The 25,810-nt window shown below is 55.2% G+C and carries 17 protein-coding genes and 7 pseudogenes; 16 read left to right on the top strand and 8 right to left on the bottom strand.

The window, feature by feature from the left end; all coding sequences use genetic code 11:
- Nucleotides 1-211 precede the first annotated feature (211 nt).
- From B0G71_RS39665 to B0G71_RS39655, 3 genes and pseudogenes are all read right to left on the bottom strand, one after another.
- Nucleotides 212-424, bottom strand: a pseudogene (locus B0G71_RS39665) (IS6 family transposase); the annotation flags it as partial.
- 377 nt (nt 425-801) lie between these two features.
- Nucleotides 802-1,953: an IS110 family transposase gene (locus tag B0G71_RS39660; RefSeq protein WP_116149884.1), complete on the bottom strand. Its 1,152-nt coding sequence runs from the start codon at nt 1,951-1,953 to the stop codon at nt 802-804.
- Between the two features lie 79 nt (nt 1,954-2,032).
- Nucleotides 2,033-2,557 (bottom strand): annotated as a pseudogene (locus tag B0G71_RS39655) (IS6 family transposase); the annotation flags it as partial.
- A gap of 5 nt (nt 2,558-2,562) precedes the next feature.
- Here B0G71_RS39655 and tnpA point away from each other — a divergent pair.
- Both tnpA and tnpB read left to right on the top strand, forming a co-directional pair.
- The gene (gene tnpA / locus B0G71_RS39650; RefSeq protein WP_116149882.1) at nt 2,563-3,054 is read left to right on the top strand and encodes an IS66-like element accessory protein TnpA; all 492 of its coding nucleotides are present in this window, start codon (nt 2,563-2,565) and stop codon (nt 3,052-3,054) included.
- A pseudogene (tnpB, locus tag B0G71_RS42815) lies at nt 3,035-3,178 on the top strand (IS66 family insertion sequence element accessory protein TnpB); the annotation flags it as partial. The gene tnpA and the pseudogene tnpB, both read left to right, overlap by 20 nt.
- A gap of 76 nt (nt 3,179-3,254) precedes the next feature.
- Here tnpB and B0G71_RS39640 read toward each other — a convergent pair.
- Nucleotides 3,255-3,524 (bottom strand): annotated as a pseudogene (locus tag B0G71_RS39640) (transposase); the annotation flags it as partial.
- Between the two features lie 167 nt (nt 3,525-3,691).
- On the opposite strand from B0G71_RS39640, the gene B0G71_RS39635 reads away from it, so the two are divergent.
- Nucleotides 3,692-4,603 carry a LysR family transcriptional regulator gene (locus B0G71_RS39635; RefSeq protein WP_106286267.1) on the top strand — a complete coding sequence of 304 codons (912 nt, stop codon included), beginning with the start codon at nt 3,692-3,694 and terminating at the stop codon, nt 4,601-4,603.
- Between the two features lie 248 nt (nt 4,604-4,851).
- On the opposite strand, the gene B0G71_RS39630 is transcribed toward B0G71_RS39635, so the two are convergent.
- Nucleotides 4,852-5,589: a GntR family transcriptional regulator gene (locus tag B0G71_RS39630; RefSeq protein WP_116150018.1), complete on the bottom strand. Its 738-nt coding sequence runs from the start codon at nt 5,587-5,589 to the stop codon at nt 4,852-4,854.
- Between the two features lie 673 nt (nt 5,590-6,262).
- Between B0G71_RS39630 and B0G71_RS39625 the strand changes: the two genes are divergently transcribed.
- Nucleotides 6,263-7,318, top strand: coding sequence for an AraC family transcriptional regulator (locus B0G71_RS39625; protein ID WP_116149880.1), 1,056 nt, complete (start codon nt 6,263-6,265; stop codon nt 7,316-7,318).
- A 174-nt stretch (nt 7,319-7,492) separates the two neighbouring features.
- On the opposite strand, the pseudogene B0G71_RS39620 reads toward B0G71_RS39625, so the two are convergent.
- Nucleotides 7,493-8,069, bottom strand: a pseudogene (locus tag B0G71_RS39620) (IS3 family transposase); the annotation flags it as partial.
- Nucleotides 7,969-8,451, bottom strand: a pseudogene (locus B0G71_RS41655) (calcium-binding protein). The pseudogenes B0G71_RS39620 and B0G71_RS41655, both read right to left, overlap by 101 nt.
- Nucleotides 8,452-8,728: 277 nt before the next feature.
- On the opposite strand from B0G71_RS41655, the gene B0G71_RS39610 reads away from it, so the two are divergent.
- From B0G71_RS39610 to B0G71_RS39600, 3 genes are all read left to right on the top strand, one after another.
- Nucleotides 8,729-9,577 (top strand): 3-hydroxybutyryl-CoA dehydrogenase, encoded by an 849-nt coding sequence (locus tag B0G71_RS39610; protein WP_116150017.1) that lies wholly within the window; start codon nt 8,729-8,731, stop codon nt 9,575-9,577.
- Nucleotides 9,578-9,648: 71 nt separating this feature from the next.
- Nucleotides 9,649-10,398, top strand: coding sequence for an electron transfer flavoprotein subunit beta/FixA family protein (locus B0G71_RS39605; protein WP_116149877.1), 750 nt, complete (start codon nt 9,649-9,651; stop codon nt 10,396-10,398).
- A gap of 28 nt (nt 10,399-10,426) precedes the next feature.
- Nucleotides 10,427-11,383, top strand: coding sequence for an electron transfer flavoprotein subunit alpha/FixB family protein (locus B0G71_RS39600; RefSeq protein WP_106286273.1), 957 nt, complete (start codon nt 10,427-10,429; stop codon nt 11,381-11,383).
- A gap of 634 nt (nt 11,384-12,017) precedes the next feature.
- On the opposite strand, the gene B0G71_RS39590 is transcribed toward B0G71_RS39600, so the two are convergent.
- On the bottom strand, nt 12,018-13,457 hold the full coding sequence (locus B0G71_RS39590) for a TetR/AcrR family transcriptional regulator (RefSeq protein WP_116149876.1): 1,440 nt from the start codon (nt 13,455-13,457) through the stop codon (nt 12,018-12,020).
- A 366-nt stretch (nt 13,458-13,823) separates the two neighbouring features.
- Between B0G71_RS39590 and B0G71_RS39585 the strand changes: the two are divergent.
- The 9 genes and pseudogenes from B0G71_RS39585 to B0G71_RS39545 form a co-directional block, all read left to right on the top strand.
- Nucleotides 13,824-14,589 (top strand): annotated as a pseudogene (locus B0G71_RS39585) (transposase); the annotation flags it as partial.
- A 316-nt stretch (nt 14,590-14,905) separates the two neighbouring features.
- On the top strand, nt 14,906-16,300 hold the full coding sequence (locus tag B0G71_RS39580; protein ID WP_116150015.1) for a DUF1329 domain-containing protein: 1,395 nt from the start codon (nt 14,906-14,908) through the stop codon (nt 16,298-16,300).
- Nucleotides 16,301-16,630: 330 nt separating this feature from the next.
- Nucleotides 16,631-18,253 (top strand): DUF1302 domain-containing protein, encoded by a 1,623-nt coding sequence (locus B0G71_RS39575; RefSeq protein WP_181916980.1) that lies wholly within the window; start codon nt 16,631-16,633, stop codon nt 18,251-18,253.
- Between the two features lie 92 nt (nt 18,254-18,345).
- Nucleotides 18,346-20,706 carry an RND family transporter gene (locus tag B0G71_RS39570; protein WP_116149872.1) on the top strand — a complete coding sequence of 787 codons (2,361 nt, stop codon included), beginning with the start codon at nt 18,346-18,348 and terminating at the stop codon, nt 20,704-20,706.
- Nucleotides 20,707-20,712: 6 nt separating this feature from the next.
- The gene (locus tag B0G71_RS39565) at nt 20,713-21,729 is read left to right on the top strand and encodes a YCF48-related protein (protein WP_116149871.1); all 1,017 of its coding nucleotides are present in this window, start codon (nt 20,713-20,715) and stop codon (nt 21,727-21,729) included.
- Between the two features lie 471 nt (nt 21,730-22,200).
- Nucleotides 22,201-22,731, top strand: coding sequence for a nuclear transport factor 2 family protein (locus B0G71_RS39560; protein WP_116149869.1), 531 nt, complete (start codon nt 22,201-22,203; stop codon nt 22,729-22,731).
- Nucleotides 22,724-23,917, top strand: coding sequence for a cytochrome P450 (locus B0G71_RS39555; RefSeq protein WP_181916979.1), 1,194 nt, complete (start codon nt 22,724-22,726; stop codon nt 23,915-23,917). Before B0G71_RS39560 ends, B0G71_RS39555 begins: the two co-directional genes overlap by 8 nt.
- Before the next feature lie 86 nt (nt 23,918-24,003).
- Nucleotides 24,004-24,474 (top strand): ester cyclase, encoded by a 471-nt coding sequence (locus tag B0G71_RS39550; RefSeq protein ID WP_181916978.1) that lies wholly within the window; start codon nt 24,004-24,006, stop codon nt 24,472-24,474.
- 27 nt (nt 24,475-24,501) lie between these two features.
- Entirely contained in the window at nt 24,502-25,692 is a 1,191-nt protein-coding gene (locus tag B0G71_RS39545) for an MFS transporter (RefSeq protein ID WP_116149864.1), read from the top strand.
- Nucleotides 25,693-25,810: the final 118 nt, after the last annotated feature.

Raw genomic sequence — 25,810 nt, 5'->3', positions numbered from 1 at the left:
CGAGCCTTGTGCGGTGAAAGTCGCTCGCAGGGTTCTTCGGGGGCCGTGTTCCCGAGAGGGAGTGCGGCCACCCTCTCTCCTGAAAGGGTCAGTTGAGGACTGCATCTCAACTCTAGACCCTGGCCGCCCCTTTTCTGGGGCGGCCAGGAGGCCTTTCAATGATTATCAACTTATCGAGAGCGGGGCGTAAAAGCGGGAGAAAGAGCACGCCTCAAAATGAGTAGGATGGATTTTGGGCGAGTTCGGTGAATTCGCGCCAGGCGACGAGCCGGGCAGCGAGCTGTTTGCGATAGAGTGCGGCGCGCAGCAGATGCCGCTTGAGCGCGAAATGTTGCCGGATCGGCCCGAAGCACGAGAGGAATTTCCGTGTGCGTTTCGGGTCGCGAAAGCCGCGCATGCGACGCTCGCGTTCACGCGTCGGTTGAAGTGGTGACATGCTGGCGTATGGCGGCAGGCGCGAGTGAGGGTGCTCGCCGCCATACAAGCCGCATTTTCGCGGCATAGTCCGGCGGATTCCCACCGCCCTCAACTTCAACCATGGCTACAGTCCGGTCAACGTCGTTAGCCTGAAGCCGCTTATCGCGCGCGTAAGACAGCAACGTCTCACCAACTTCTATCCGCTGGCGTATGGCCAGCCTCATCCTTTATGCGCGTTACGCCGGAGCCTGTTCCGGGAGCATGCCCCATCTGTTTGATCGGTCGCGTTAGCAACCCGCCATCAACACGGGCATCTTCACTTCAAACTCTCTATCGACAGGTATCGTTCCTCCCTTGATTGCGTTGTCGCGATACCTTTCGGGCTCAGACTGACTTCAGTTGTGCGCCTTCGGGTATCACGCCGTCCTTCAAGTAGCGCCACAGCGCGATCGCGAGGCGTCGTGCTACTGCGACGATCGCAATGCGCCGCACGCGGCGATTCGGTCCCGTGCCTTGCGTGCGCTGGTTGAACCACTGCGTCAGTGCACTGCCAGGCTGGTAACGGATCCAGCACCACGCCATCTCAATCAGCAGTGCGCGCACGCGACGGTTGCCCTGCCTGCTGATCCCCTGGTCCACCTGGCTCTCGCCACTGTCGTAGGGTTGTGGAACCAGCCCTACGCAGGCCCCAACTTCGCGCCGGTTATGGAAGTCCCGCCAGAACAGCTCGAGCGCCAGACGCGAGCCACCCACCGGGCCAATGCCATTTAGCTGCGTCAGAAGATCGATCCTTTCGCGTGCGGGTGCGGGCAGGCCAGCGTGTTGCGTTTTCTCGAGTGCCGCGAGTTGCTGCACGGCCAGCGCCAGCCGTTCGCACTCGCGCAGCAGCCGCTCCCGCAGCTCGCGCGGCAGTGGCGCACCGTCGGGACACCGCACCTGGTCACGGGCGAGGCGGGCGGCGAAGGCCTTGTGGTCAACCTCATCCCAGCAGCCGAGCGTGACAAGCAGTTTGCGCATCCGGTCACGATGCTGTAGCACCTCCTTCTGCAGTTCCCCTCGGTCGCGCATCAGATGGCGGGACGCTTCGTCCTGCGGTGACGGCACGTGCACCACGTGCATGCGGTCGCGCTCGCCGCGCAGCCACGCGCGCAGGCTGATCACCAGCCTGATTGCATCAAGCCGGTCAGTCTTGGCACGCCGCTTGTGGCGCTCGACCGGAATGCTCGCTGGATCGACCACATGACACTCGATACCGCGTGCCCGTAGCGCCCGATAGATCCAGAACGCGTCCTGGCCGGCTTCATAACTCACGACAAGGTGCACGCCCGCGGGCAGCGACCACTTCAGCTTCTGTTGTTCGATCACTTCCAGCACGGCCTGTAGGCGCGCGGGGGCTTGCGGTTGCGCTACGGTGTACACCGCCGGCTGCTCCCGCTGCCCGTCGTGCAACGCTACCTTCCACTTCGCCGCGGCGAGTTCGAGTGACACCGCCAGCGCCGGTTCCTCAGTACGCGTGTATCCCTGATCTGTACGCATGATGCTCTCCCGTGAGCAAACCTCGGTACGCCGATTTTAGGCGTTAGCCAGTCGACGACTTGGATACTTCATAGGATCTGTTCTCGGCCCGATTGTTCCGCCGGGCTGCAGCTTTGACGAACACGTGCTTCACCTTCGCAAGCTCCGGGATTTCGGCTTTGGCCGCTGGGTAGCTGCGCAACTGATCGGTGACGATCTTGCGCGGAACCGGACTGCAACGCAGCACACGCCTGAAGAAGCGTTTGGCCGCGGCTTTGTCGCGCCGCTTTTGCAGTAGGACGTCGAGCTCGGCGCCGTGCTCGTCAACCGCTCGCCATAGGAGATACGGTTCTCCACGAAGCGTGACGAACATCTCGTCGAGGTGCCACGTGCTACCTGTCTTGCGTCGCGCCGCTTTCACCCGATGCGCAAAGCCCTTGCCAAACTTGTCACACCAGCATCGAATGGTCTCATATGTCACGATCACGCCGCGCTCGAAAAGTAGCTCCTCGATGTCGCGCAGGCTCAGCTGGAAGCGGAAATACCGTAAGCGCGAATTTATCAGCACATAGCGTTCGAATTGAGAGCAAGGCAATCTGTGTCCACTGAAAATTGACGTGGACACAGCCCATGACTCAGATCGATTCAGATGCGGCGCTTCTGGCCGTTACGCTCGTAGGTCGCGACGGCAAGCGGCGCTACGACTCGCAATCCAAACGCAGGCTTGTTGAGGCCTGCTTGCAACCGGGCGTGTCGGTGGCCGGGTTGGCGCTCAAGGCCGGCGTGAACGCCAACTTGCTGCGCCGGTGGATCAAGCTGCATCAAGAACGCAACGGCGTGGCAGCGACGCCGGAAGTTCTCGAGAATGCGCCTGCGCTTGCCGTGCCGTCGGCGTTCGTGCCAGTCGTCGAGATCAGCCGTCGTGAGGTGGTTGAGCAAAAGGACGCCGTAAAGCTGGCTTGCGAGCCCACGCGCTCATCGCCCCCGCCCGTGCGCTCGCAGTTGACGGTGGAAATGCCCAACGGCGTAACGCTTCGGCTGGACTGTACCGGACAGGATGCGCCGCTGGTATCGGCGATGATCGAGACACTGGGGCGCTGCGATGTTCAGGCTCGACGCTAAACTAAAGGTGTACGTTCATCGCGAGGCAGTCGACTTCAGGAAGTCGATCAACGGCCTGGCCGCTCTGGTCGAGCAGTCCATGGGGCTGGACCCGTTTGCGCCGGCGCTCTACGCGTTACCAATCAGGTCGGATACGTTGACGTTCGAGATCGCGGCAGCGAGAGCTACGCTCGTCCTGCTTGCAAAAACAGGCCATATGAGAAATCATTCTCCAATGTCAATTGCCCGATCTTCGCGTGCAGCACCTTCACGTCGACTGGCGGCGCCGACGGCGCCGCGCTGCCCCCTTCGAACACATCGGCAACCCTCTCCTGCAACTGCTTCTTCCAGTCCGTGATCTGGTTCGGATGGACATCAAATTGCTGGGCCAGCTCTGCCAGCGTCTTGTCGCCCTTGAGCGCCGCGAGTGCCGCGAGTGCCACCTTTGCCTTGAACGCCGGTGAGTGGGTCCGTCGGTTTCGTTTCGTCACCTTCTGGTTCCTTGTCGCCGGCCATTATGACCGACTCACGCCCCAGCTTTTCCACTCAACGAACTGTCTGAATTCTCGAGGCCACCTCTCAAACGCTTTGTTCGCACTCAATTGTGAAAAAATAGCACTTGTTAGTCGATCCTCTAATCATTGAAAAGGCGGGCCCAATGCGACGCAAGATCCCTTCCACCTCTGCGCTATCAGCATTTGAATCGGCCGCGCGTCATCAGAGTTTTACGAAGGCGGCCGACGAACTGGCCGTGACGCAAAGCGCTGTATGTCGTCAGATCGGCGTACTCGAGGATTTTCTGGGCGTGAAGCTATTCCGCCGCAGCCGGCGCGGTGTCGCGCTGACCGAAGCGGGTACGGCTTACAGTCGAAAGGTCGGTTCGTTGCTCGATATGGTCGAGCGCGATACTTTGGAGTTAATGGCAAAGGGCGGGCAGGGCGGCACGCTCGAGCTGGCTGTGGTACCAACCTTCGCGACTAAATGGCTGCTGCCGCGCATGCCTTTGTTTGTGCAGGAGCATCCGGATGTGACGGTGCATCTGGCAGCGCAGACGCGGCCGTTTTTATTCGGCGATACCGTGTTCGATGCTGCCATCCATGCGGGTACCGCTGGCTGGCCCGGAACGGAAAGTGTCTTCTTGATGGGAGAAAGCCTGATCGCGGTCTGTAGTCCCGGGCTTATCGCGCCGCGCAAGACGTTGGACCGGGCGGATTGGTCGCGTTATCCCCTGCTGCAGATGAGCACGCGCCCTTACGCGTGGCGGGACTGGTTTGCTTCGCGCGACATGCAGGTCGGTGGCGACATGTCGGGACCGCGTTTCGAACTGTTCTCGATGCTGGCGGAGGCCGCAGTGCATGGCATGGGCGTTGCCTTGATTCCGCGGCTGCTGGTGGAGGACGAACTGCGGCGAGGCGTACTGGTCGAAGCCTCCCGTTACGAGCATGCGAGCGATCGCTCTTACTACCTGATTTATCCCGAGCAAAAATCGGAGAACGTGGCACTGACCGTGTTTCGCGTCTGGATTGAATCGCAGGCGCGGCAATACTGGGCAACAGCACGGTTAGATTGAGCTGGCTCAAAGGCGCGCTGGTTCGATTCTATCCAACCAAGCGCGAAATCTGTGAGGCCAAAAAAAGGTTGGTCTGAAGCAGCGTGAGATCGACGATTGGTGTTTCGCCCGGGTGCTTTGCGAAACGGTCTGCTCGATAAGGAGTGCGTAGTGCTTCGAAGTGGCCAACTGTCTGACGGAATGCGAATTCCGCCAGTATGGGCAGAGAAACATATAGATTTGGGTCGAGTCTTTCTTCCAACATATTTTCAGGCCGTCTTTTTGGAACGACGCGGGGTACCAGCTAGTGCATGTGGTACGGTCTTACCACTCGACACCCCAAGCGTTCGATCTTGAGTTCTCAGTCGCAGGATCAATTCGCCAGCAGACTCGATGTCCTCGCGCATAGCGGAACGAGCCGCTCGGGGGTTGCGATCCTTTATTGCTTGTACAATATCATAGTGATGCTCGATCATTGAGCGCCCACCTTGTTCATAGACCTCCGAGATGATTGGCCCCATCCGGATCCAAAGACGGGTCAAGATTTCCAGCAATTCTGGCGCCTTTGCAACGCGTGCCAATTCGAAGTGGAAGAGCTGATTGGTCTCAGTCCCTCGAGCGAAATCACCAGCCTTGATGGCCTCCTCATTTTCATTCACCAAAATCAACAGACGATCGATATCTGCTTCGTCGGCTCTCTGAGCCGCTTGGGCCGCGGCAAGCCCTTCCAGCTCAACGCGAATCATCCGGATCTCAAGGTATTCGTCGGCCGAAATATGAGGAACACGAATATCACGAGCGTTCTGGAAAACTAAACCCCGATCCTGCACCAGCCGCAGCAACGCATCTCGCACCGGTGTGACGCTGGTACCCATCTGTGCAGCGATGTCCCTGATTCTAAGCCGGTCTCCGGGCCGCAGACCTCCCTTGATCAGCTGCGCAGAAATGACGCTATAGACCGTCTCGCCGAGATTTGTATGTCCGACGGCTTGAAACAAATTGGTCATCAATTTACCTTTAATGCAAGTTGGGACGGATGTCATCCCGCACGGCGCCAGACTGCATAAGACTGGGCGGGCAGCGTGATCCACCAAATACTCGATTACACATTCCGCGCGAAGAAAGTGCTGCGACATACCATAAAGTGATCCTGCGCGTTCGGATAGTCTTCTGTCGGGCAAAACCTCCGAGGCCATCGAGCTGCCGATTCGATCACAGGCGGCGGCTAGTTATATAGGCACCGTCTCGCTTTAACTACCCAATTTCTGTGCAGCGCCTCCAAATGTACCACCGGTCGCTCCGAAGGCATGCCGGTCGCACCGGACACGTCTGTGGCATGCGGCCGCAACGGCCATTTCCATTCTTTGATTGGTTCAAAAATTCCTGACGCATCTCTGTGGCAATGCTCCAAATGAGGGAAAGCCCGATAGACAATGCCTATGCATGGATGCATCATACATCAAATTAGTGCAAGCTAGGCCGCGCAAATGCTAGGACGCTGGGACACTAAAAATCAATACGTGTATGTTTTCATTCGACATTTTCGCCTTAATCATGTTAACACTGATTTTATCTGACATGGCGCGTAAATTGCTTTGAGGTGGGTGTAGTGTTGATGAAGGTGCAGACGTGTCAGCCAATACAACTTTACGGCTGAAGCCCTAGTTTTTTGGAAAAACTATGACCCACTCCGACATATCAATCCGCGACCGAGCCTGTTATCTCGGCGAAGTGCTAGCGCTGTTGAGCGTATTGAATGAGCAGGGCTGCGCGACGCACGATGCCTTGACTGGCACTGATATCGAGCACCGTGCACTGCTGGACTGGCGAACCAAGATCTCGCTGTGCCAACAATTGCAGCTGCATCGCAATGGTGTCCGCATGATGTCGGCGACATCGTTAGCATTAGCCGCTGGCCGACGTTTGCGATTGTCATCGTTTGGTTTTGCTGGTGGTGCATTCGCGAGCGCAGATAGCTTAGCAACCGCCATCGAGATGACCAATCGGTTTGCGCCGCTCATGGGTGCCAAGTTCCATCTCAAGCTGCGCAAAGAAGGTTCTGAAGCGGTGCTGGGCTTCGAATTTCTCCACTCATTCGACATTCAGGAGCAGCGGTTTTGCATAGAACTAGAGATGTCGAAGATGCTTACGCTGCTGCGTGAGGCAATTTCGCCCGACTTCCGCCTTACGTCTGTCGCATTGAACACTTCTGCCGAGCTTGGCGGGACTAACAACCGCGAATATGCGATCACCTTCGGCACGTATCCCAGTTTCAACGCACCAAACTGTGAGATGCGCTTTGATTCGCGCTGGTTAAGAGCAAATCCGGTAGCGCGCTGCAATTTAATGTACGAGAGTTGCGTTGCGTCGTGCGAACGAATTATGAGTAAAGTTGAGCGCTGCGACGATGTTTGCATGCGAGTAAAAAATCGTCTCCTGTCCTACACAGACACTCTGCCAACGCTGACCGAGCTGGCGCAATGGATGAATGTGTCACCACGCACGTTGCGACGTAAGCTCGCAGACCAGGGAATGTCCTACAACCAGCTCGTTGACGAGGTCCGCAAACAACTTGCGATAAACTTTTTGTCCACCAGCCGAATGTCGGCGGAAGAAATATCTGGCCGCGTCGGTTACAGCGACGCATCTAATTTCCGGCATGCCTTCAGGCGCTGGACAGGACTTTCGCCGAGTGATTTTCGTGAGAGCATGCTTCACGGCATGAGCGTGGCGTAGTCATCGGCAGTATTGATAATCGGCAGGTTTGTGAACAGCCAGACGGACAGCGATACGAATCGATGTGATCGGCCTTTCAGGTTCATGCCGGATCCCGGACTATGCCGAATCGAGAATCGTCGCCGTGGCTGACGAGCGACGGTGAGGTCAGTCGGAATCCGTGGACGCCAACGGCTAAGCAGCGATTTTACTCAAATGGAATCGCTGCGTGAAAGCGGCCGGCGACAGATAGTCCAGGCGTTCCTGTGTTCGCTGCCGGTTGTAAAAGATTTCGATGTATTCCGTGATTTCTTTGCAGGCCTGGTCGCGGGTCGAGAACTTGCGATGATAGACGAGTTCATTTTTCAATGAGCCCCAGAACGATTCAACGGGTGCGTTATCAAAACAATTTCCACGTCTACTCATTGATGCCTGCATGCCGAACTGTTTGAGGAGCTTCTGATAGGCGTGGGCGCAGTACTGGGCCACGATCCGTGTGCTATATCAGAGCGGCCGGTGGTCGGTGCGACGCGACAGCGCGAAACAGCGCCTGCATTACCAGCTGTTTTGTCATGCGCTCGCTCATAGCATAGCCGACGATCTCTCTGCTATACAGATCCTTGAGGCCGGCCAGATACAGCCATCCCTCATCGGTTGCGATGTAGGTAATGTCACCGCACCAGGCTTGATTCGGAGCGCTTGCACTGAAGTCCTGGTCCAGAATATTGGGTGCGACTGGAAGGTCGTGCATCGAATTGGTCGTCGCTTCGAACGTATCCGTCAGCGTAACCCGTCAGAAGTTGGAATTTAGTACGGGACCAACAACACTGCGAGAGATCAGGACGAGGTGAGCGAGATCCCACTGCGACAGTGCGACGGCTTTCTGGATGTCAGAACGCGTAACCTTGATCATGCCAGTAGTGCCAGTCAGCGACGGCTACTTGTGTCGGTTCATCGCAGCTCACCGGAACGATCTGGGCCAGGGGTGCCACCACGTCACGTAGGCCCCACCGAACCCAGACGAAGATGCCAACCCGGCACAGGTCTTCATGAGCGAGTCCTGTGACCGAGACGTGTTCACCCGGGCGCAGCGGTGAAGAGGCCATTGCTTTGCGAATGCCGGCCTCGAATGGAAACGAGAGCTGTTCTTCCAGATAGCAATGCTACGACGTCGCCCGCTCTTCCTCGGTATAGGCGTCGATTTATGGAGTGAGATTTTGTCACATGTGCATGCGGATAAATCGTTTGTTTGACCGTAACGCGAAGCGTAGATTGAGCAGAAGGTCTCTCCTCAACAAAAAACAGATGAGCCGTTTGCAAAATACAACCAGTCTCCAATGGGAAGACCCGTCGCTGCACGATAGGCAGTTATTCGCGGATTGGCTTGAGGTTACCGCGGAGGAGAAACGAATTGCGTACAAGGAGCGCGATATGAAAATCCAGACGATAGGTGTTGTGGGTGCAGGCCAGATGGGACAAGGCATCGCTCAGACATGTGCGGCGTCAGGACTGAATGTTGTACTCAACGATATCGACCACGCGGCAATACAGCGCAGTCTGGAAGGTATCGCGGCTGCGTTCGAACGAATTGTATCGAAAGGGAAATTATCCAATTCCGAGGCGTCCGCTATACAGGCTCGGATTGATGGCGGCGTTGCATTGGAGCGTCTGGCGGCATGTGAGCTGGTAATCGAAGCCGTGACCGAAGATGTGCGCAACAAGCAGAATATTCTCAAACAGCTGGACTTGATCGTTGAGCCGGATACTATCGTCGCTACCAATACCTCGTCGGTATCGGTGACAAAGCTCGGCGCGACAATTTCAAATCCCGGCCGCTTCATAGGACTGCATTTCTTCAATCCTGTGCCAGTTATGGAGCTAGTCGAAGTCATCCGAGGCGCGCACACAAGTGACGCGACGTTCAATACGACGGTGGCGTTCGCAAAGCGTATTGGCAAAACACCTATCGACGTCAAAAATTCGCCAGGCTTCGCAGTGAACCGAATCTTGGTTCCCATGATCAATGAAGCGATTTGCATTTTGCACGAAGGACTCGCGAGCGCGGAAGATATAGATGCCGGCATGAGGCTGGGCGCGAATCATCCAATCGGGCCCCTCGCGTTGGCAGACCTAATCGGTCTTGACACTGTGCTGGCGATTATGGAGGTACTAAGTCGCGATTTTAACGATCCAAAATATCGGCCGGCACCATTGCTCAGAGAGCTTGTGGACGCCGGATCTCTCGGTCGAAAGACTCGTCGTGGTTTTTACGCCTATTGAATATCGCGATACAAGGATGAAATCTGGCCGGCGGAACGTTGATCGGATTCTTGTTTCATTGAAGGAGCAACATGAAAATTCTGGTGGCAGTGAAGCGTGTGGTGGACTACAACGTGAAGGTTCGTGTGAAGACGGACAATACCGGGGTCGACATTGTGAATGTTAAGATGTCGATGAACCCGTTCGACGAAATCGCCGTTGAAGAAGCCGTGCGTTTGAAAGAAGCGGGTGTAGCGACAGAAGTGATTGCAGTGTCGGCCGGTGCCGCGCAATGCCAAGAAACCCTGCGCACGGCACTGGCGATGGGCGCGGACCGCGCCATCCTGATCGAGTCGAACGAGGAGTTGCAGCCGCTGGCGGTGGCGAAACTGCTAAGGGCGCTGGTCGACAAGGAGCGGCCTTCCATCGTGATTCTTGGCAAGCAAGCAATTGACGACGACTCGAACCAGACGGGCCAGATGCTCGCTGCGCTCGCAACGCTACCCCAGGCTACATTTGCGGCCCAGATCGCTGTGGCGGATGGAAAGGTCACGGTGTCGCGTGAGGTCGATGGCGGCACGGAAACCTTGTCACTAAAACTGCCCGCGGTTGTCACGACCGACCTGCGTTTGAACGAGCCACGCTATGTGACGTTGCCGAATATTATGAAGGCGAAGAAGAAACCGCTGGAGATTGTGACATCCGGAGACTTGGGCGTCGATGTCAAGCCGCGACTAAAAACACTGAAAGTCAGCGATCCGCCGAGGCGCCTAGCTGGCGTGAAAGTGGCAGACGTGAAGACATTGATCGAAAAACTCACAACCGAAGCCAAGGTTATTTAATCAGCGTGAAATCGTAGAGACGAATGAGATGACAATTCTGGTAATTGCTGAGCACGATAACTCGTCGTTGAAGGCGGCGACACTAAACACCATCGGCGCTGGTGCGATGATAGCCACTTGCACAAATCAGGCTATTCATGTGCTCGTCGCCGGTCATGGTGCAATGGGAGTGGCGGAGGAGGTTGCCAGCGTGGCGGGAATCGAAAAGGTTCTTCTCGCAGATGCGCCTCAACTGGCAGAAGGCCTCGCGGAGAACGTTGAGGCAACAGTGCTGAGCATCGCTCACGGCTACTCGCATATCCTGGCACCAGCTACCGCATACGGTAAAAACATCGGGCCGCGTATTGCCGCAAAGCTAGACGTTGCGCAGATCAGTGAAATTACGGCTGTAAATTCCGCCGATACGTTTGAGCGACCAATATACGCATCCAATGTTATTTCGACTGTGCAGTCTAAAGATCCAATCAAGGTCATTACGGTCCGTGCAACCGGTTTTGAACCGGCCGCAATAGTAGGCGGTTGTGCATCGGTTGAGAGGATCGCAGCGGCGGCTGATGCAGGCGTCTCGCAATTCGTTAGCCGCGAGGTGACGAAGCTGGACCGTCCGGAACTGACGTCGGCGAACGTCATCGTATCGGGTGGGCGTGGTCTGGGTAGTGGCGAGAACTACACAAAGGTGCTCGAGCCTCTGGCCGACAAGCTGGGCGCTGCGATGGGCGCTTCCCGCGCAGCCGTCGATGCGGGGTACGTGCCAAACGATTATCAGGTCGGCCAGACAGGCAAGGTCGTCGCGCCGCAGCTGTACTTTGCGATTGGCATCTCCGGTGCGATACAGCATTTGGCCGGCATGAAGGACTCGAAGGTAATCGTCGCAATCAACAAAGATCCGGAAGCGCCAATTTTTAGCGTTGCGGATTATGGTCTGGTTGGAGATTTGTTTACGGTCGTTCCCGATCTCGTGAGCGAGGTTGAAAAAACCGTCTAATCCCTTGAATCTCTGCCCAAGATCGGGCTGCTGCTGCTGCGGGACTTATTCAGTCACGGTCTTTCCCGTGGACATATCTCCGCTCGCAGCAGGTAGGGCGGTGGTACGGTAGCCAAGATGGTGGGGCTACCTAAGCACGTGGATTCGCGTATTGGAGTTTGGTCACCGTTACTATTTGAGGAGTTAGGGGAAGGTTATGCCAAACATTTCCGAGAGGGATGAACGATTTGAAGCAGCGCGATTGGCAAATCGTAGCGACGCCGAACTGTGGCGCTGGTTCTGTCTAATGTACGAGGAAGGGCGCATTAGATGGTGCGCGTCCGGTCATGGCTGGCTCGTGAGCGTTGATCACAAACATCTGGCGACAGAGTCGCAGTTTGATGCAGCCATTCGAAATGCTCGACAGCGTTTCGAGTCAGGGTGCCGGTGGTCACCGAAAGCTAAACAAACATCAGGAATTGCATCTAAAGAATTGGATCGTCCAGTGCAAGTTGCAGACCGACCGACTTCGAATTCCGACGAGAAACGCCTAAAGCAAACCTCAAGGTTTCTGGCCGCACGCTGACCGGTTGACCCGTCTCAGCCGGTTGTAGTTTTCCAGGGTGGAAAATTTTTTGCAGGGTGCCTCCTAATATCAAGTCTCCGTGGTGATCCCTCCTTGCGCGATGCGAATCGCCATAGTCTGCATTAGTTTAAAGACCGAGTCAGTGTTCGCCGGCAACTGCTGTTTGCCAAACATCAAAGTCGACGTACCTTCCAGCTGCGCAGCAATCAGTGTTGCACGCGCCAGGCATTCGCGAGCGGTCGCGGATGAGTCTATCTCTCGCACTAGACCCGCATAAATCGCCCGATAGGTAGAGTACACCTTTCCCACGAGTTCGCGTGTCCTCTCCGAGTGTTGGGCCAGTGCGAACATTTCAAAGGAAAATCGACATACCCGCGGATCACGACCTTCCTCAGAGACGTCTTTGACAAGTTTGCGCAGACGATCAAGCGCAGATTTTCCGTCTGGATTCCCCAGTTCTGTATACCGGTCCAAATAGAGCTTCATTAGCGCATCAATCGTCGAATGGAGCAGATCGTCATATGTTGGAAAGTAGTTCTGAAGCGCAGATGGCAGAATGCCAAGCTCCCTGGCCACTCGCGCTTGCGTGAAGTTCCCATATCCTTCTGTGGCGAGAAGGTTCGCGGCAGAGGAGACGATCTCGTTGATCTTGACCTCCCTGCGTTTCCCCTGAACCGTTGGTCGGTAGTAGACTTCATTCTGTCCCGTTGCGCGTATAGTCAGCTCGAATAGTCGCTGCTGGAATCGATCTTCAGGGTCAATGGGCTCGATGCGTGCACTGGCGCTATCGTCCGCGCCTACCGAAGGATCGGCTAAACAATGGAAAAGAGTATCGTTCCCCGGCGTCTTTGTGGACAAACCGACGATCAATTTCACAGCCCGCTTCGTTACGCGAATGAACTCTGCGTAGTCCTTATCTGAGTCTCCGCCGTGATAAGCGAAGATCATCATCCCGGTAATTTGGGAGACAAGAATGGATGCACGTACCAGGCACTCCTCGCTGGTCAAAGCTGGGTGAATCTCGGCCAACAATTTCGCAAATATGCACCGACACTCCGCATACGTGTCGTCGACGAGCGCCGCTGCAAACGAATCGTGCTGGGAGAAAGCCCAGATTTGAAACATAAACTTCGGTAAGTCGGTTTCGTTGATATCCTGGATAATTCGCTCCACCAACACAGAGCAACGCCGCGCCGCACTGGCATCTTTCCGATTTGCTATTTCCCGGTAGCTGTCCAGTGTCTGGTTCAAGTATGCCTGCAAGGTTACACGTAGCAACTCTTCTTTCGTCCGATAGTAATACTGAAGATTTCCTAGTGTAATGCCAACGCGACTGGCTACGCGGCGCGTTGTAAACCTAGCGTACCCATCCTCCTGGAACGTTTGCTGAGCGGCATGGATGATCTGGGTAATGCGTAGCTCCCGATTTCGCCCCGTAGGCGTTCCTGTGCCGGACTTAGGCTGTCTAGCCTCATCAAGCGTCCAGTGCTTCACCGCCTTTTCCTGCATGCTGGCTCCCCCAAAAAATCTTGTACGACCCAAGCTACAACTATAGGTCGAACAAATGGTATCACGAAATATTGAAATGTTTTTTTTGATGTTAGGGTCCGCGACCGATGGTTCCTGATTTGACAAATTAGTCCGGAACGTCGGCGCCCGAGTTTGGTGACAGGGTCATATGCGCCGCCTATCAGAACGATGTCCGCGCGAACTGTACGTCTCACGAGGCAGTATTTTCCCTTACTTTAACGATCTTGCTTATAGGTCTATCAGCGACTATTATTAGGTCAAGCGTACATATCGTTAAGCGACCTGCCCCAACAAACCGGGTCAGTCAGAACCTAGGAAAGTTCGTTTTCGGAGAAGAGGACGAACATGAAGAAGCGCTTTACGGAAGAGCAAATCACCGGGTTGCTGAAGGAAGCCGAGGCCGGCATGCCGGCATGCCGGCAAAGGAGCTGTGCAGCAAGCACGGCTTCAGTGACGCGTCGTTACAAGTGGCGCGAAGTTCGGCGGCATGGAGGTGTCGGAAGCGCGCCGACTGCAGGAGCTGGAAGCCGAGAACGCGCGGCTGAAGGAACTGCTGGCCGAAGCGATGCTAGTTATGGAAGCGTTGAAGGTGGCCGTCCAGGGAAAGCCCTGAGCCCACAAGCCAAGCGCGAAGCAGTGGCGGCGATTCTGGAGAAGGTAAACATCTCCGATCGCCGGGCCTGCCGGCTTGTTGGGCTATCTCGCAGCGTGTTGCATTACGAGGCGATGGCGGACCACGAGAACGAAGCGCTGACGGCGCGCCTGGTGGAACTGGCGCATGAGGGGCGGCGCTTCGGCCACCGGCGGCTGCATCCACTCGTGGAGCGCGAAGGCATTCACGCGAATCACAAGCGCGTGCATAGCCTTTATCGTGAAGCTGGGCTGGCTGGCCGTGCGACGCCGCCGTCGGCGCCACGGTGTCGTGATTGAACGTGAGCAGTTGGCATTGATGGGCGGGCCTAACCAGGTTTGGTCAATTGATTTCGTGATGGATGCGCTGTCGAACGGGCGGCGTCTGAAGTGCCTGACTATCGTAGATGATTTCACCAAGGAGGCAGTCGATATCGTCGTGGAACACGGCATGTCCGGCTTGTACGTCGCGCGACCATTACCTTGTTCAAGTGGACGTGAGTATGCCTGCGTTCGGCGAAGTCTTATCACATTGTAAGGATTCCTATGTCTACCGCTCTTCTTACTCACGCCGTGTATTTCGCCGAATCCGACCAAAAAAATGATGAGCTGGCAACACAGTCCCGGACGTCAGGGCGGCGCCGATTTGCGGTGCTTGCAATTGAAAATCTGAAATCTCGTGCATGGGCAGGTGGCCGACAGGCACCCGGCTATGGCCTGTACGAACCTATCCTAAGAAAAATCTCGTGATTACCATCGACCTGTAGTTAAACATGGTCGGCTATGTAGGGGATGACATGAAGATGAAGCTGGAGTTGATGAAGGTAGGTGCTACTGCAATCGCGTTGGTTGCGGCGATGTCCGGGAGTTGGGCTGCCGGTCCTGAAGATCTGGGTAAAAGTCTCACTCCGTCTGGTGCGGAGATGAGTGGAAATAGTGACGGCACTATTCCCGCCTGGACGGGAGCCGAGCCGCCGCGCGCAGGATGGAGTTACGGCAAAAATCGCAAAACCTACTGGCCGCACAGTGACGACAAGCCGCTATTCATCATCGACGCGTCCAACGTCGACAAATATGCGGATCACCTTACGGTTGGCGAGATTGCACTGCTCAAGACGAAAAAGGGGTACACCATGCCGGTATATCCCACCCATCGAGACTGTGGCATCCCGGACTTTGTTGCGAAGAATACCGTGCTGAATGCCCAAGGGCGCGGGAAAATCGGCGCCGATGGCTGGTCGCTCGAAGATGCGGCGTTGCCGGGTATTCCTTTCCCGTTCCCGAAAACTGGCATCGAAGCAATCTGGAACTGGTTGACAAAATATCAGGGGGTCGGGAATGAAGAAGGGCGAGCCGTCTCGTATTTGTCGGCGCCACCGGGATCGGGGCGTGATGGCCTCGCGTATGTTAGTAACGATGTCTTCTTCTATCCGAATGCACAAAAGGGTACCTTCAGTCCCAAGGACAACGGTGGCGTGGAGATTGCCGGCCACTACAATGCTCTGGAGCCTGCTTCCCAGCTAGGGTTTGCCAGTAACCAGACCTATTACTACAATAAGGATAACGAATCCTATGCCTATTTCCCTGGTCAGCGCCGCGTGCGCCGGCAGCCATCGTATGGCTACGACGCACCTATCATCGGATTTGAAAACCAGTACCCGGTTGACGACCAGCAAGTTTTTTACGGTAATCCGGATCGTTACAACTGGAAGCTCGTCGGCAAGAAAGAACTATATGTTTCCTATAACAATTTTCTTGCATGGGACAGCACGGGCGACTACAAGCAGGACCTGGGCCCTGACTACGTGAAGCCCTCCGGACGGCGCTACGAATTGCATCGCGTTTGGGTACTCGAGGCGACGGTTAAAGATGGCGTGCGACATTCGGCACCGAAACGCACGGTGTACCTCGACGAGGATAGCTGGATGACGGTGGCAGGCGAAGACTACGACGCGAAAGGAAATCTGTGGCGAGTTCACGAAGCCAGTCCGACGCCGGCCTACGAGCTAGGTGCTTGCGTTGCAGGTACGTACGTCTTCAATGACTTGATCAGTGGACGTTACGTCTGGGACCAAATCTGGTCGGGTCAAGGCACCAAGGATACCCGGTTCTTCACGGACCGATCGCAAGACCCGCGTCTGAGCCTCGACTGGTTTTCACCGGAAAACTTGCGTGCGATTAGCGAGCGTTGAGGCTTGCGCCAAGATTTCTGGCAGGCCTTCAATAACTGCCGCTGCCGCTCCGTCTGTTCCGAAAATACACGGGGCGGCAGCATTAACGACTGCATGGGATATATGCCGCCATCACCCCGGTATAACCAGTTGGCAAGACTGGTCAGTAATGTCGGGGCCCGCTACTTGCATGGGTTCCCCCGGGCGCGGGCGAGTGGCCGAAAACTGTTGCAATCTCATCACCTCGACCTCACAAGTTTTCGAGATGTATTTCATCTGCAGCCTTGCACATTTAAGTACACCGGTTTAACACTATCCAGATGGATTGAACATAGAAGATTAGGAGCGGGGATGGCTGGGCAACTAAAAAACCTACTGATTGCATCGGCAGTGCTTTCGTCGCTGGCTGCAACACCGGTGATGGCAGTAACATTCCAAAACGATGCCGGAACGCTGACAGGAGACTTTACTACTGTGCTTGGAACGGGTTTCGGCTTGCGAGTTTCCGGCATAGACACATCGCCGGAATTCGCCGCTTCCGGCTTCGCAGTTTCAGGTGATAAGAACTACAGCAAGGGTCACTTTTTCAGCTTGTATGTGAAAGCCACGCCTGAATTCTCGTTCGCGCTACCGGAGCAGGGTATTTCATTTCTGGCGCGCGCAACAATACAGCACGACTTTGCCGCCGACTGGACCAACAGTCCGTTGTCTCAACCGGCTCGTAATCAGTTGGTCACCAACCCCCAGCTCCTCGATCTCTGGGTCAGTAAGAGTTTCGACATCAATGGTCAGACCGGGCGCGTACGGATTGGCAATCAAGTTATTAACTGGGGCGAAACGCTCTATGCCAGCGGCGGCATCAACTCAATCAATGCCTACGACTACCAGAAATATGCCATTCCCGGCACGCTGCTCAAGGAAGTGCTGCTGCCGGCGCCGATGATCAGTGTGGCAGGTGGCATTCTGCCTGGCCTGCGCTTCGAAACCTATTATCAGGTGGCATGGAATGCCGACAAATTTGCGCCGGCCGGTGGCTATTTTTCGACGAGCGATACTTTTGGCAACGGCAGCGGTTGGAATCAGATCAAACCTAGCAATAGCGGGCAGTTTGGCTTCTCGGGACATTACAAGCCGGTTGGTAGCGGTGTTGACTTCGGTTTCTATTATCTTCACTACAACGACAAGGCTCCCGTGTACCAAACTGACGGTACACCTAACGGCAGTTACCGCTATTTAGAGAATCGAAGCCTATATGGGGTGAGTTCGAACGGCGCAGTGGGTGATTGGGCGCTCGGATGGGAAGCATCTTACCGTCCTAGGGACGCCGTTGGTCTTGGTGGTTGCTACACATCTCCGCAGAGCACTTATAACCCAAGTGGGCCGTTCGCGGACACATCGGTTTGTCCGTACAGTATCGATGCTCGTAAGATCCAGACGAGCGTCAGCGCTGTATTAGGGATGACGCCAAGCGACTACCCCTTTTTGGTAAAGCACGTGCTTCATGCGGACAACGCCCAACTCTCGTTGGAAGCGGTTATGGTTCACTATAACATTGGTGCAGGCACTGTTAGTCGCAACCTGAACGGTGCTCAGGTATACCAGCCTGTTCTCGCCGGCGGATATTTTTTCCAGGATTCAAGCGGCAATCTGGTCAGTACCGCAAACAAATACTCGGGAAGCTTGAACGTCGATTTCAACTGGTCCTATGATGGCAACGTGATTCCTGGCTGGCTATTTACGCCTGACATCTTTTATTCGTATCAGTTGAACGACAATCCCAGTGCCTTGGCAGGTGCACTAGCCGGAACGCAAGCGACCACCATAAGCTTGTTTTTTGTCCAGAATGCCTCGAAAAATGTCATAACGGCTGGCTTGTCCTATACAAATTATTTCGGCGGAAAAAATAGGTATCTTACCCGGCAGTACTACAGGGATCGCGACTTCGTTGGTGGCTATCTTAATGTCACGTTCTAAAGCTTTCGCGCATCACGGCATGTCGGACTCGCAGGTCTGGCGCGCTTGTTTCTTAATCGCTGAGCGCGCAACATCATTGGCGGGTTAACTCTATGCTGAAATCCCTTGTCAAGAATCTCGAAGCTTTTCTGTTCCGCTGGCGCTCTCCGTTTTTGGTGGGACTGCTTGGAATAACGATCGTGTTAGGCTGGTTCGGAGCGCAGCTTCGCATGGAGGCGGGCTTTGACAAACAGTTGCCGACTGGCCATGAGTACATCCAGACGTTTCTCAAATACCGTGCTCAGTTGTTCGGCGCAAATCGGTTGACCTTTGTCGTCAAAGCTCGCAAGGGCACCATCTTTACAAAAAAGGGGCTTACGCGGCTATACGACGTGACCCAAGCCGTGATTTTTCTGCCCAACATCGACCGTTTGGGCGTGCAGTCGCTTTGGACCCCCAACACCTTCGTCAACGAAATCACAGAAGATGGTTTTCGCGCCGATCCTCTCATCCCTGGAACGGTGACCCCAGCAGAGCTTAACGATACAGTGATCGCCAACACCGCCCGGCTCTCCCGTGTCGGTGGCTACGTTGGTACCCTGGTGTCGCGAGATCAGACGAGCGCCATGATTGTTGCCGACCTCAACGATCGAACCGCCGATGGCGAGAAGCTCGATTACGTCATGTACAACAAACTGATCGAAAATCAAATACGCAAAAAGTTCGAGGACAAGGACTTCGAGATTCAGATCATCGGGTTTGCCAAGCAGATAGGCGATATATCGGAGGGCGCCTCGGCGGTGCTCAAGTTCTGCGCGATCGCGGTGTTCCTGACTGCCCTCGCGGTTTATTGGTATTGCCGTTCGGTACGCCTGATGTTACTTCCATTGCTTTGTTCGATGACATCGCTGGTATGGCAATTCGGCACACTGAAACTGATGGGCGTGGGATTGGACCCGCTAGGTGTACTCGTACCATTTCTAGTATTTGCCATCGGTGTCTCTCATGGCGTACAGCAGATCAATTTCATCGTACGCGGTCTTGGTCAGGGCAAGACGACAATGGAGGCTGCGCGCAATAGCTTCGCTGGGTTGTTGATCCCGGGAATGCTTGCGTTGATCACCGCGTTCGTCTCGTTCATAACGCTGCTGCTAATCCCGATCCCGATGATCCGCGAGTTGGCAATCACGGCTTCGCTCGGTGTCGGCTATAAGATCATCACGAACCTGATGATGTTGCCTCTGCTGGCGTCATATTTTCATTTTGATCAATCCTTCGCAGAGAAAACGATGCTGCGGCGTGAGAAACGCCTGCATCTGATCAAGGCATTGGCCGTCATCGCTCGACCTCGCAATGCCATCATCGTCACTGTACTGTCAATGCTTCTCCTGGCAACGTCAATCTGGCAAAGCCGGGACCGTATTGTGGGGACGCTGCAGGCTGGAGCGCCCGAGCTACGGTCCGATTCACGCTTCAATCGTGATGCGGTAGCGATCGCCAATGGCTACGACACAGGGCTGGATTGGCTCACGATCGTTTTCGAATCGCCGCCAAATTCATGTGACAACGTCGAAGTACCGCGGTATCAGGACGACTTCATTTGGCAGGTGGGGCACACGTCGGGTATTCGTGGCGTGGATGCCTTTGCTACTCGGCTGCGTAGCTATAGCGCGGGTTATAACGAAGGTAATCCGAAGATGGCGGTGATCCCGATCGATGCGGTAAATCTCGGCTCAATGGCCGCCGAGATCGCCCGTAACCGTGGCTACGTGAGCCCGGATTGCCGTATGAGCGCGGTTAACTTCTTCCTGACTGATCACAAGGCAGTCACGATCAAGCGGGTAGTCGATGCGGTTAAAAAGTTCCGCGCGGAAAATCCCAGACCCGACGTGAAAATTTTTCTTGCGTCGGGCAACGCAGGGGTCCAGGCCGCTATTGACGACGAACTGGAACGAAGTGAGTTGCCGATGTTGCTTTATGTCTATGCTGCGATTGTAGCGCTGGTACTGGTGGTTTACCGTGATATTCGCGCAACCATTGCATGTTGCCTGCCATTAACCATCGGTACTTTCATTGGTTATTGGTTCATGAAGGAATTGCAGATCGGGCTTACGGTGGCGACCTTGCCTGTCATGGTGTTGGCAGTAGGTATTGGAGTTGATTACGCACTGTACATCTATAACCGATTGCAGATGCATATGGCGGACGGAGATCCGATCGAGATTGCGATGCGGCGAGCGTTGGAGTTCGAAGGCATGGCCACCATTTTTACCGCCATTACGCTTGCCATTGGTGTCTCGACCTGGTCGTTCTCGGCCTTGAAATTCCAGGCTGATATGGGCATCTTGCTTGCCTTCATGTTTATCGTCAATTTGGTGATGGCGTTTACAGCTCTGCCTGCGCTGGCGGTTGTGCTGGAGTTGCTGATTCCGCGCCGGGGTCCAGTCCATTCTCCATCCATCCTTACTCACTGAATTATCATGAGCCATCGGTTTTTTCGACAATCACGGCGACTCGCGGGTATTTGCTTGCTGCAGGTCGGTGCTGCCTTGTTTTCGTTATTTTGGCAAATCGGCGCCGCGCAGTCCGCTGCACAGGCCAACCCCGCAGGCATTGATTTGCGCCCGGCGGTGACGAGCCCATGGGCCAGCCAGGCAATGATGCTCGGCGTCACACGGGCCGGCAAGCGCATAGTCGCGGTGGGGGACCACGGCGTTGTGCTGCTGTCCGATGACGACGGCAAGAGCTTTCGTCAGGCCAGGGCGGTGCCACGCCGCGCTACGCTCACTGCGGTGAGTTTCGTGGACGAAAACGAGGGTTGGGCCGTAGGCCACGGAGGCACGATTCTGCACAGTACCGATGGTGGGGAGACTTGGACGATTCAACGTGAAGACTACACTGTCGATCAGCCGCTCTTTGGTGTCTGGTTCAAGGATAAAAAAGTCGGTATCGCGGGCGGACTTTGGTCCTTGCTGTTGCGTACCGAAGACGGCGGAAAAACGTGGCAAAAAATAAAGTTACCTGCTGCATCCGGTGCGGCTCATGCTGACTACAGCCTGTTCTGTATCTTCGCCGGAGCGCGCGGGCAGTTGTTCATGACGGCGGAGCGAGGAACCGTCTACCGATCCGACGATGCGGGTCAATCGTGGCAGCCCCTGTTAACGATGTCGCCGGCCACGCTGTGGACTGGGTTGAGCTTGCGTGGTGGCGTGCTGTTGGTCGCCGGCGTGCGAGGCCACATATTGCGTAGCACAGACTTTGGCAGCACATGGAAGGAAGTCGATACAAGCAGCAAAGGTTCAATAACCGCGATGACTCAGCTAACGGACGGCAGCGTCATTGCAGTCGGCCTGGACGGTAGTTCGCTGCTCAGCCACGACGATGGCGCTACCTTTACCGCGACGCCTCGCGCGGACCGTAGCACCGCGACTGCCGTTATCGCGACTCACCAGGGCACCCCTCTCGTGTTTACCGAAAATGGTGTCGAGCAGCCTTGATTGAGTTCATGATGCGCAAAACGGCTATCCGTTCAGCTCAATATTGGCTGGATGAACGAAGTCGATCCCGTTTCCGATTGTGCTTGTCAGCTTAATTGCATCGTCTTGGAGACTGATTTGGTTGTGACGAGGCATGCGGGGCGTGCCTGACAAAAATTAATGGTGCCAATGGAAAATCGGCTGGATCCATATCCAATCGATGTCTGTTGGCCCAAGTATTTGGGCTCTATCGCTTCCGAAAAGCATGACATTATTTACGTTGAACCTAACAATGTTTGCTTCAATACTTGACATGACTAATTTCATGTTCGGAACCTTCGAGAGAATTGCCGGAGGCAGGGATTGGGGGTCGTTTGGGTTGCTGGGTTTGGATCGTGCAGCAGGCAATTGATCGAGGCCGATTCCAGCGTCAATGCCTGAATTGTTCATCGTTGCAGCGGCCGCCGGCTTTGTGGAAACAGTAAAAAATATATGGAAAAAGATTCTACGTTTGACCAATTGCTGAGTAAGCAGGCTCTGCATGAGCTTGTTACGCTCTACGGGCGCGCGGCCGATCGTGGCGATGCGGGGTTGTTTGCCTCTGCTTACCACCCCGACGCAACGGTCGTATCGGGCAGCTACACCGGGCCCGCATCCGAATTCGTTGACTTGGCGATCGGCTGGGTACGCGCGAAGGTACGCACCTATCACCAGTTCTCCAATGAATTATTTGCCGTTCGAGGTGATGAGGCGATAGGGGAATGCTACTGCCTGTGTGTTGCTACGCAGCTCATTGATGGCGTGCCGATGGATAACTTGTCGGGTGGTCGGTATCTGGACCGGTTCGAGCGCCGAAACGGCATTTGGAAGTTCAGTCACCGGACATTCGTGCTGGATTGGGTGATCGAGCAGCCAAGCAACAGTAAGAAATATCCGGGGCCACGCGGTGATTGGGCGCCCCATGACCCGGTCTATCAACATTGGGCGGCTTTTAGCAATATGGATGGAGAAGGAAATGAGTGAGTACACAATTCCGGCAAACGTGCCGAAGGACAACGTCATTGATCTTGACATTTACAACGTTCCCGGCGGTGAGGACGATTTCCACGAGGCATGGCTGGCAATACGACAACCTGGGAAGGATTTTTTGTGGACGCCGCAGAATGGCGGGCATTGGATTGCTACTCGCGCCGTACACATCAAGGAAGTCTGGACCGATGCACTGCGGTTCTCCAGTCGCGGCGTGATTATTCCAAAGTCGGATTCACAGCATTTCAAGCTGATCCCTTTGCAACTCGATGCGCCCGAGCACACGGAGTTCAAGCGTGCGGTCAGCCGTGGTTTAGGTCCGAAGCATGTGATGGCCATGCTGGAACCGATACGCGAGTTGGCGGCGGAACTGATCGATAAGGTAATCGATAAAGGACATTGCGAAGTACTGACCGAAATTGCAGAACCGCTGTCGATCAAATTGTTCTTGGCCTTTGCCGGGTTGCCCGTGGAGGATTGGCAGCGCCTGCGTCCGCTTGGATCGCAGATTGTTCGCAAGGACCAGAGCATGAGTGAGGAGGAGATGCTCGATATCGCGAACTCGTACCTGGAACCGTTTGTGCGGCGTTGTATGGAGTCGCCTGGCGAGGACGCGTTCAGCCGCATCTTTGCTGAACCGATTTTCGATCAGAAAATGACGTTTGACGATGCAATGGCTGTTGCGCGTGACGTGCTATTCGCGGGGCTTGATACGGTCTCCGCCAATCTTGGCTTTCTCACTTACCACCTGGCTCGTTACCCTGCGGATCGCAAAGCTCTGATTGAAAACCCTAAGCTTCTGACCACAGCCATCGACGAGGTTCTGCGGCGCTATGTGACGATCGCGGGGGGCCGTGAGCTGACACAGGATGTGGAGATGGGTGGGGTAACGCTTCTGAAAGGAGATATCGTATGCGCGCCGTTTGTTCTGCACAATTTGGACGAAGAAGTCTTTGAGAGCCCGGGAGAGGTATTGTTGGACCGCAATGGGAAAGAGCACTTGACATTTGGCGCTGGACCGCATCGCTGCCCTGGCGCCAACCTTGCCAAGCTGGAATTGATGACGTACACCCAGGTTCTGTTAAGCAAGATTCCAGACTTCGAACTGGATCCGGCGCACCCCGTGAGGATGAAGACGGGTGTCGTTGGCGCGCTCAATTCGCTGCACTTACGCTGGTAAAACTGCTATTCCTTGAGCCACCTTTTTCCGCGGCGCCGAGGGTAGGTTGTGAAAAAAAGATGACTCATCAAGATGGAGAAGAGATAATGTCCTCCAATGACGAATTGGAAATTCAAGAAAGCAATAAACGACTTGCGCGGCGCGGTTTCGAGATATTCAACGTCACACGCGAATTATCTCAAGCGGGCGAGGTTTATGCGGAAGACGTCGCGAACTACGACAACGGCGTCTTTGGCTTTAAGGGCCTGAAGGCGATGGTCAATTGGGGGAAGCTTTTCGCGGATTGCGTTCCTGACATGCAGGCTCGTATCACCGAGCAACGCGCGGGTGACGGGTTTGTAGTGTCGCATTGGGAGTCGAGCGGCACCATCACTGGCAAGCTATGCGGTGTCGATCCTCATGGCGCACAGCTCGTACTGCACGGCCTCTATGTCGATATCTGTCGTGACGGGAAGATTACTGAACATTGGGGCTACTACGACTCGGCCAGCTTCTTGCAGCAGGTTGGTGCCATCCGTATCCCGGAGAGCGCCGGACATTTGCCTGAACCCGCGTGATTCGTTTGGCCACCTGGAGTCAATGTGATGGATAAGAGTAGTAGCCGCGAAGTAGTTTTTACAAGCCGCGACACTTTGATCATGGCGCTGCTCATGGTCGTTGCTTATATGGCATTGGGTGTTGCGCCTATCCTGTATGGCGACCTCCTGATCGCTGGCAGGGTCAACGCGGTGCAGCTCAGCCATGTCGCAGCGGCAGACTACCTGTCGGTTGGTCTCGCAAGTCTGTTCGCTCCACGTTTTTTTTCTCTCAGCAATGTACGTAGAACCGCAATTATTGGTGTGTTGCTGAATACGTTTGGCAATTTCTGGAGCACGCAGCTGAGCAGCGAATGGCTCATTGCCGGGCGTCTGGTGGCTGGAGCCGGTGGCGGCATATTGATCTGGCTGCAATACGAATTTGTGGCTCGCAATGCACGTGCGGAACGGTTGAGCGGATTATATCTGGCTGCATACGTCGGGTCGGCTGTCGTGGTCTCGACACTGGCGTCGGATGTGCTGGTTCCGCGATATGGCGTGAATGCTGTATTCGCAAGTATGGGTGTTGCGGCGCTGGTAACTGGCTTCGCGGTTCTCTATGGTCCAAAGCGCATGGCCCCTATTGAGCATTCCACTGAGACGCCCGGCGACCATATTGAACGTTTGACAATGCCATTTGCAGCGATTCTGGCGTTGCTCAGTGTGTTTTTCATAAATGCGTTTACTGCCACGTTATGGATCTACTTTGAGCCCATTACCGCTGCGGCAAATATTCCGAAGAGCACCTCGGACCTCGCAGCGATCCTGTCGCTTGTTCTTCAGGGCGGGGGGGCAATCTTGGCAGCTATGATTGCGCATCGAGTACGGTTTCTGCCGGTGCTCATTGTATGCAGCGTCATTTACATTCTCCAGGCCATGTATATTTTATGGGGACATCTGACCATCCCGGGCTTCTTGATGTTTTCCTTGGTGTTCGGTGGATTAGGCTATTTCATGGTGCCGTTCCAGATTGCATTGTCGGCGCACTGTGATCCCAGGCGGCGAGCGGTGTCGATTTTTGCTGTGCCTGTCGTGTTGGGGGCTGGGTTTGGACCATTAATATCGTCGCTGACTATTTCTGATTCCGATGTCAGCGCAGGCGTGACAATCGCGTTGATTTGCAGCGTTCTGAGCTTCATGGCTCTGATCTGCGCAGCAGGATTGGGCCGAACGCGTCCGCAGCGGGTTCCCGTCGCGTGATTTAAGCCCGTTTTATGGAGTTCCGGTCCCTGCGGCGATCAACGGTCGCCGTTATTGGGCCCTTGGCAAGTGAGTGTTTGCTGGCCATTGTCGAAGATGCTTTGTGGGCGTGTTGCGC

It is taken from the genome of Paraburkholderia sp. BL27I4N3, assembly GCF_003386115.1.
GTDB lineage: Bacteria > Pseudomonadota > Gammaproteobacteria > Burkholderiales > Burkholderiaceae > Paraburkholderia.
Note: the sequence above shows the minus strand (reverse complement) of the source record. Positions and strands in the feature narration are given on the sequence as shown.